7 protein-coding genes are annotated in these 7,674 nt (G+C 56.0%); 2 read left to right on the forward strand and 5 right to left on the reverse strand.

Translation table 11 applies throughout. From position 1 onward, the window contains the following. Positions 1 to 312, forward strand: a 312-nt coding sequence (locus FQB27_RS16570; protein WP_206374538.1) for a hypothetical protein, incomplete at its 5' end; no start/stop codon positions are given. A 189-nt stretch (positions 313 to 501) separates the two neighbouring features. Here FQB27_RS16570 and FQB27_RS10090 read toward each other — a convergent pair. Then, entirely contained in the window at positions 502 to 846 is a 345-nt protein-coding gene (locus tag FQB27_RS10090) for a helix-turn-helix transcriptional regulator (RefSeq protein WP_169560929.1), read from the reverse strand. Between FQB27_RS10090 and FQB27_RS10095 the strand changes: the two genes are divergently transcribed. Continuing rightward, the gene (locus FQB27_RS10095) at positions 845 to 994 is read left to right on the forward strand and encodes a hypothetical protein (RefSeq protein ID WP_169560930.1); all 150 of its coding nucleotides are present in this window, start codon (positions 845 to 847) and stop codon (positions 992 to 994) included. The genes FQB27_RS10090 and FQB27_RS10095 overlap by 2 nt on opposite strands. Positions 995 to 1,186: 192 nt before the next feature. Here the strand turns inward: FQB27_RS10095 and FQB27_RS10100 are convergent, their stop codons facing one another. The 4 genes from FQB27_RS10100 to FQB27_RS16575 form a co-directional block, all read right to left on the reverse strand. Then, complete coding sequence (locus tag FQB27_RS10100) at positions 1,187 to 4,411, reverse strand: error-prone DNA polymerase (RefSeq protein WP_169560931.1); 3,225 nt, start codon at positions 4,409 to 4,411, stop codon at positions 1,187 to 1,189. Further along, positions 4,408 to 5,871 carry a DUF6504 family protein gene (locus FQB27_RS10105; RefSeq protein WP_169560932.1) on the reverse strand — a complete coding sequence of 488 codons (1,464 nt, stop codon included), beginning with the start codon at positions 5,869 to 5,871 and terminating at the stop codon, positions 4,408 to 4,410. Before FQB27_RS10105 ends, FQB27_RS10100 begins: the two co-directional genes overlap by 4 nt. Position 5,872: 1 nt before the next feature. Beyond that, positions 5,873 to 6,619: an ImuA family protein gene (locus tag FQB27_RS10110; protein ID WP_169560933.1), complete on the reverse strand. Its 747-nt coding sequence runs from the start codon at positions 6,617 to 6,619 to the stop codon at positions 5,873 to 5,875. Positions 6,620 to 7,272: 653 nt separating this feature from the next. Continuing rightward, positions 7,273 to 7,674, reverse strand: a 402-nt coding sequence (locus tag FQB27_RS16575; RefSeq protein WP_206374540.1) for a hypothetical protein, incomplete at its 5' end; no start/stop codon positions are given.

Consider the following 7,674-nt stretch of genomic DNA (forward strand, 5'->3'; position numbering starts at 1 on the left):
GTCAGAACCCGCCCTACGGCGGGTTTTGGCGTTTTTGATGGGGGGGAGAAGGCTATGACACCTCAAGGAAAGCCAAAGGACTTTCCGAGGTTCGCGGCAAGCGCAAAGCGCGCCAGACGCTACGGAGCACGGGCAAAGCCCGCGCGCACGCTAAATCCTGCCCCCGCAACCAATAAAAAACACCTCGCTGCACAGCGGGGCTTTTTTTATGCCGACAACGCATCCCCACACAGCATTACGGAAAACGTTAAATTTTACGCTGACAGTCAGAAAATCGCTGCCGCTTGCCCCAATAATAACGAAATACGTTAAATTTTACGGTTTTTACGATTAAATGGACAGGTGTCACAGAGAGACAGGGGGCCGCGCTCTCGGGTACCTTCGGATTCCCGAAGGGAGATGTTTTGGTTCGGGGGCTGGGTTGTTCCGTTGGGAAGTATAAGGAAGGCATGGGTAGAGGAGGGGGTATCTGCCAATTTACCCTTGATCCGGTTGAGAGGGTCAAGCCAGATCGTCGAGGGTGACCTTTAGGGCGGCGGCGATGCGTTTGGCGGTGTCGAGGGCCGGGCTTTTCCTGCCGCCTTCAATCTGGCTGATCATTTGAGGGCTGACGCCTACTGCGGTGGCAAGGTCTTTGACTGCAAGGCCCCGGTATTCGCGAAAAACACGAACGGGATTTTCCTCGCCAAGGACCAGTCTTTCCACCAGTTCGGCGGGGAAGGTTTCAATGTTACCCTGGCGGATGCCTTTGACGACTTCCTCGATTTCCGCCATCTCTTTGGCGGTTTGGTGATGGGCGGCGGCTTCCAGCAGTTTGGTGAATTCGTTTTTGGTCAGAACGACCATGGTATCGCCTTGGGGGGATGTGAATTCGGCCAAGGCGGGCCTTGGCGGGCGCGGGTTGTCGGTGGTGGCGGTCCCGGTTTCGGTTTCGGTTTCGGTTCGGGCAGGCTGGGAGGCAGACGGACTGGGGTTTGTGTCCGGTGCGCTGTGATATGTCATCTTGGAAGCCATGTGATCCGCCTATCTTTTGAGGGGGCTTGTGAAGGGTGCGCGCGGGATACCGACTTCTTTGAATGCCGCGTTGGTGTCTGTGATCGCTCCTTGTGCTACAAATGTAACCGTTGGTTGCGATTTTGGGAAGGTCAAAGCCCAGGCTTAAGTTTTCTCAAGAAGCAGGGGGGATTTAGTGAAAGTTTCGGCCTGCTGGCAGGACAGAGGTGTCGCGAGGGTGGCGCCAGAGGTTGTGACGGGGCTTTGGGGGAGGAGAGGGGCTGTTTTCCTTGTTATCATCCAGTGCTGCCCCTAACTGCGGGGTGAGGTCTTCCATCTGTCTGGCAATGATGTGGATGACGCCATCTTCTTTCTGTAATTCGCCCTCTATCATGAGGGCGCGGCTTGTGAGGACGGTGCGGCGGAAGGTTTCGAATATTTTCGGCCAGACAATGACGTTCACCGTCCCGGTTTCATCTTCCAGAGTGAGGAAAATAACACCGGCAGCGGAGCCCGGGCGTTGGCGGACGAGGACGAGCCCCGCGACGTGGGTGGTCTTGCCAGCAGGGGCGAGAGGCAGTTTTTCTGCGGTAGTGACCCGTTTGCTGTCCAAATTCGCCCGAAGGAAGGAGAGGGGGTGGGCTTTCAGGGACAGGCGCAAGCTGTGATAGTCTTCGACCACATGCTGCCCCAAAGGCATTGCCGGGAGGTGTATTTCCGCTTCCCGCTGGAGGGCGGCCTTTTTTTCGGCGAAGGCAGAGAAGAGAGGAAGCTCTTCAACTGCGCCGCGCCGCCCATCCTGCCCCACCAAGCCGCGGACAGCCCAGAGAGCGTCGCGGCGGTCCAGCCCGATAGAGCGAAACGCATCGGCATTGGCGAGGGCTTCCAGTGACTTGATATCAATACCGGAGCGGAAATAGAGATCGCGGACGCTGTCATATCCTTCCTTGCGACAGGAGACAAGCTGATCCGCCATGGCAGCGGGGAGGCTTTTGACTTGCCGGAGGCCCATTCGTATGTCGTAGGGGTATCTGCTGCCCGCCACAGGCTCCAGGGAATAGTTCCGGTCGCTCCTGTTGATGTCAACGGGCAGGACGATCCCCCCATGCGCTTGAAAGTCGCGGATGATGGAGGATGCAGAATAAAAACCCATGGGTTGAGAGTTCAGAAGGGCCGCGGTGAAGATATCCGGGTAATGGCATTTCAGCCATGCAGAAACATAGGCCAGAAGGGCAAAGCTGGCCGAATGGCTTTCCGGGAAACCATAGTCACTGAAACCCTCAATCTGCTTGAAGCACCGTTCGGCAAACTCCGGAGTGTAGCCATTGTTCAGCATGCCGTTGATGAATTTCGTTTGGAAATTTGTGATCTCACCGCTGTGGCGGAAGGTGGCCATGGCCCGTCGCAACCCATCGGCTTCTGCAGGGGTGAAGCCCGCGCCCACAATGGCGATTTGCATGGCCTGTTCCTGAAAAAGCGGGATGCCTTTTGTCTTTTCGAGAACGGCTCGCAATTCTTCGGAAGGATAGGTGACCTGTTCGAGGCCCTGACGTCGCCGGAGATAGGGGTGGACCATATCCCCCTGAATGGGGCCGGGGCGCACGATGGCAACCTCAATGACCAGATCATAAAATTTTTCCGGTTTCAGGCGCGGCAGCATGGACATTTGCGCCCGGCTTTCAATCTGGAAGACGCCAATGGTATCGGCCTTCTGGATCATGGCATAGGTGGCCGGGTCATCCCGCGGGACATCGGCAAGGGCCATGGGGGTTTGATAATGATCCCTGAGGAGGTCAAACGCCTTGCGAATACAGGTCAGCATACCAAGAGCTAGAATATCAATTTTAAGCATGCCCAGTGCGTCAAGGTCGTCCTTGTCCCATTCCACAATGGTTCGATCCTCCATCGCGGCGTTGGCAATGGGAACAAGGTCCACAAGTGGATCCCGCGTGATAACAAAACCACCCACATGCTGTGAGAGGTGACGGGGAAAACCAATTAGTTCACGGCTCAGGCGGAGGGTCTGCTGAAGGGTGCGATCGGTTGGGTAAAGGCCCATTCTGGTCGCGTCTTCCCATTCCAGCCCGGTCGAGCTACGGCCCCATACCGTACTTGCAAGGGCACCCACCACATCGTCAGAAAGGCCCATTGCTTTTCCAACGTCGCGTATGGCGCTGCGGGTTCGGTAGGTGATAACCGTTGCTGCAAGGCCCGCCCGGTGCCGACCGTAGCGGTTATAGATATACTGGATGATCTCCTCGCGCCGTTCATGCTCAAAATCCACATCGATATCAGGCGGTTCGTCTCGCTCTGCCGAGATAAAACGCTCAAATAACAGGTCGATTTCCGATGGATTGACGGCGGTAATGCCAAGGCAGTAACAGACCGCAGAGTTTGCGGCCGAGCCGCGTCCCTGACAGAGGATCGGCGGCTCAAGGGAGCGGGCATGGCGGACAATGTCATGAACGGTCAGGAAGTAGGACGCATAATCAAGGGAGCGGATCAGGGTCAGTTCATGCTCAAGGATGGCCTGAACCTTGTCAGGGATGCCTTCTGGATACCGATTCTGGGCACCAATCCATGTCAGACGTTCTAGTTCAGCTTGAGGTGTCGGGCTGTCTCCGCTTGGCTCGTCTGGATACTGATAGGCCAGTTCATCCAGCGAGAAACGGCATTTTTCTGAAATGTCTACGCTGCGGGCCAGTGCATCGGCATAGCCAGGGAAAAGCCGTCGCATTTCTACGGGACTTTTCAGGTGACGCTCTGCATTCGCGTTCAGGCCCAGCCCGGCCTCATGAATGGGAACATGTTGCCGGATACAGGTCAGGATATCCTGAAGGGGGCGGCGATTGGGGATGTGATAGAGGACATCATTTGTGACCACGGTTGGGATATTCAGCTCGGTTGCGACATGTGCCAGATGATCCAGTCGCGCCAGATCATGGGAGGCATAGGTGCGAGAGAGCGCAAGATAGCATTGCCGTGGCATCTTCCCAGCCAGCAGTTCTGCCGTTTCTTGAAAATGAGGATCCGGATTTTGCGGCGGCATCAGGATGAAAATCTGGCCCTCACCATGGGGCGGTATATCCTCTGCCCATAGGTGGCACGCGCCTTTTTCCGCGCGGCGATTTCCAAGGGTTAAGAGGCGGGTAAGGCGACTATAGGCCGCTTTATCCGTTGGCAGGCAAAGACATTCCGTACCGTCCATCAGGACAAGGCGGGCGCCAACAATCAATCGGATATCATGCTCTTTCGCCGCCTTGTGTGCCCGAACAATCCCGGCAAGGGTGTTGCGATCCGCAATGGCAATAGCTTTGTATCCAAGATGGGCAGCCGTCTCCATCAGTTCATGGGGGTGGGAGGCGCCCTGCAGGAAGCTGTAATTGGTGGTAATGGCCAATTCGCAATAGTCCCTCATGCGAAAAAACCATGAATAAACCAGCGGGGATGATCGTTACTGCGCTCGTATAATCCATCGCGGTAAATCCAGAACCGGTATCCGTCCTTGTCTTCAACGCGGTAATAGTCCCGCGTTTGAAAACTGTTCTGCGGGGCTTTCCGCCACCATTCCGGCGCGATGCGTTCCGGTCCCTCGGCCGCAATGATAGAATAATGCCGACGCCTCCACTGAAAGCGGATGGGCGGCCCGTCAGGAACTTCCGCCAGAACGTCGATCGGTGCCGGTTGAGGCAGTAGCAGAAGGGGGCGCACGGGAGCGTTTGGGCGCGGTTCCGTTGGTTCCTGTTTTGTGTTGGCAGATGACTGGCGGATAGATCTTTCCGGGATGTGGCTGTCGACCCTTTCCCAATATCGGATCTGGTCAAAACCAAATCGGTTGCCAAATCGATCCAGAAGGCGATTTAGGGTTTCTTCCCCCTGATTGTCTTTTGCGTGCCAGCTGGATTGATGATCCTGCCGTATTTCCACTTCAAAAGCGTCGAGGGTCATCAGGTCATAGCCAAAGCCGGGGTTGATCTCCTCTCCCAGTTGGGAGAGACGCTCCCGAAAAAGGAGGAGCATATGAGAGGCTTCGTGACAGGGGCGGCTGGTATTGACGGCGATCTGCTCAAGATGCCCATCGATACGGAACAGGTTCAGGCATAATCGCCGGGCCGCTTTTTGCTGCCCCGCCAGCACATGGGACAATCGGTCGGTTAGGCTGTCCAAGGCATGGGAAATGCCGTCCAGAAAAAGGACAGGTTCCAAAAAGGGGTGGCTTAACCTGTATTCAGGGGGTGGGAACAGCGGATCAAATATCTCCGCATCGGCGCCGGTGGTTTGATGCAGGCGTGCTGCGACAACAGGGCCGAACCGGGTGGTTAGGGGCGCGGTTGGCATATCCAGTAACTGCTTTACATATCGCAGGCCAAGTTGTTGCAGCCGGGATTGGGTCTCCGCTTTAAGGCGCAGGGCCGCAATGGGAAGGGGCGCAATAAAAGATCGGTGGTTCCCGTACCGGATCAGGGTTTTGCTGTCAGCCCCATAATGAGAGGCCGCCCACGCGGCCCCCATTGTATCGGCAAGTCCAAGGCGGCTTGTCAGGCCAAACCCCTGTAACCGGGTATGGATGGTTGCCATCATCATTGCTTCCCCGCCGAAAAGATGGGCGCATCCGGTAATATCGATAAAGATATCATCGGGTGTGCGGGCGGTGACAAGGGGGCTGTATCGCAGGCACCATAATGCGAATTGCCAAAGGCGGGATTTGTCGAGGTCCGGGGTTGCCCTTTCGGTTCTCAGGGTACCGGCAAGGGCGCGGGCCTCCGTTATCGACATGCCCTTGGCAAGACCGGCAATTTCCGCTGCCTGATTAATGGCGGTGATCTCAATCCCTCTCGCGCCGCTTTGAACCAGGGCAAAGGGGGAATAGGCAGACATGTCAGCTTCCCGTTTGGCGACGCCGTTCCGTTCTTGGCGTGATTGCTGCGGGGTTTGGTTGTTGCGATCGCGCAGGCGGCTTTCGATCGGCCAGTGGGGAAGCCAAATGGAAAGAAAACGTCTCATGATCCCATTCCAGTATCCAGGTGCCAGTTTTGCCGCCCTTGCTGCGGGTGAGGGTGATACTCCAGCGGGGGAAGCCCATGGCAGGGGTGTGTGAATTACGATATTTTACAGGGCTGCTGGGTCGCGGTGAGATTTGCCAGCGGGTTGCCGCCGTTGTTGTCCTGCCCTGATCAGAACCGGTCGCGGCTGTATGGGGGCGGAGCAGGAAAAGTCGGCTGCCATGGCGACTGGCCCGCAGCGACAACCGGCGGCTTGCCGTGAAATCATACAGTTTTTCGGTGCCCGCATTGACGCCGATAATCAGCGGGCTACGGGTCATGGACAGGCCTTCCTCAAGGGCCCAGAGCATATCTTTCTCCAGCCGCGCACTCACCGTCAGGAAACGCGGGACAGGGGTGCCACTGAACGCGAGGCCCGGCAGATAAGGCAGGCTTGGGAATTCTGCCCGCCCTTGGACATGACACCAGAGTATGGGAGCGTCCTGTAGGGCCTCTTGCATGGTAAGGCGGCGCAGGAGGCAGAGCATGAAGCCGAGTGCGGCCGGAAAATCGTCACGGGACGCGGGGATAAATTCATGAACAGCCCCCGCCGCGATTTCCCCCTTGGGGAGCGCCGCATCCAACGATGAAACCCCAAAAAAGCCTTCCGCAGGGGAGGGGCCCCCTTCACAAGGGGGCGCAAAAGTCGGGCATGCATTTTGCCCCTGCATTTGCCGGGTGCGGCTTTCATAAATCTGTCGTTTCAGCTTTTTGAATTCTCTATGCCTTGCGCCCGCCATCGCTCAGAATCCTCTCCGTACCGTTCAGGGGGAGTGTTTCAATATATAGAACAAAAAGAGAACATTCAAGGTTGTCGCGAGGGGGGGACGCGTGAGAGATAAAGTGATCTACTCTCCCTTCTTGTAGGTATTAAGTGCGGGTTAACAGCAAATAAAGAGGGTTGCCTACCCCGTAGCCAATAAAAATGCCTCGCTGAAAAGCGGAGCTTTTTTACGCCAAAAGCACTCCCCTTCACACATTACGGAAAACGTTAAATTTTACGCTGACAGTTAGAAGGCCGCTGCTGCTGACCGCAATAATGACGAATATTGTTAAAAATTACAGTTTTTACGAGGATGTGGAGAGCCGCCAGGAGAGGCGGGGGCGTGAGCGGGGATGCGTGTGGATCTTGCAGGTCCTTTAGACCTTTCAGAAGCTTGCGGTGAGCACAAAGGGCGCCGGACGCTACAGAGAAAAGCCACGATAAATCCTGAACGAGAGGCCGGATAGAAAGACATTATCTCAGTGATATGACGGTTTTCCTATCTGGTGGAACATGAATTGAAGCTGCCCCGATCCTATTGATCGGGCTTCTTCCGCCGGGATCCCAAAAATAATACGCTTTTTTGTTTTTGGGATTTTGGGGGTGGGAGTGGCAGCTTTGTTGACCTTTTTGCGGGGCCAGAGAGCGTCTCTGGCGGCCAAAATGGGGTTTTGTCAAAAAAGATTCAAAAAAGGGTTTGACGGGTCTGTTGGTAGGGCCTATAAACCGCTCCACGCCAACGGGGCGGGCCACTGAGGCACGGTTGAGAGACCGGACGAAGAGGTCGGTTTGGTTGGGGTTTCGGAGTTGGAATTGAGAGATTTTGATTTCGGTTTTTGATTGACATTGTTGATTGAGAAGAGATGCGCGGGCGGC

Origin of the sequence: Sneathiella chinensis (genome assembly GCF_012720115.1) — a bacterium.
GTDB lineage: Bacteria > Pseudomonadota > Alphaproteobacteria > Sneathiellales > Sneathiellaceae > Sneathiella > Sneathiella chinensis.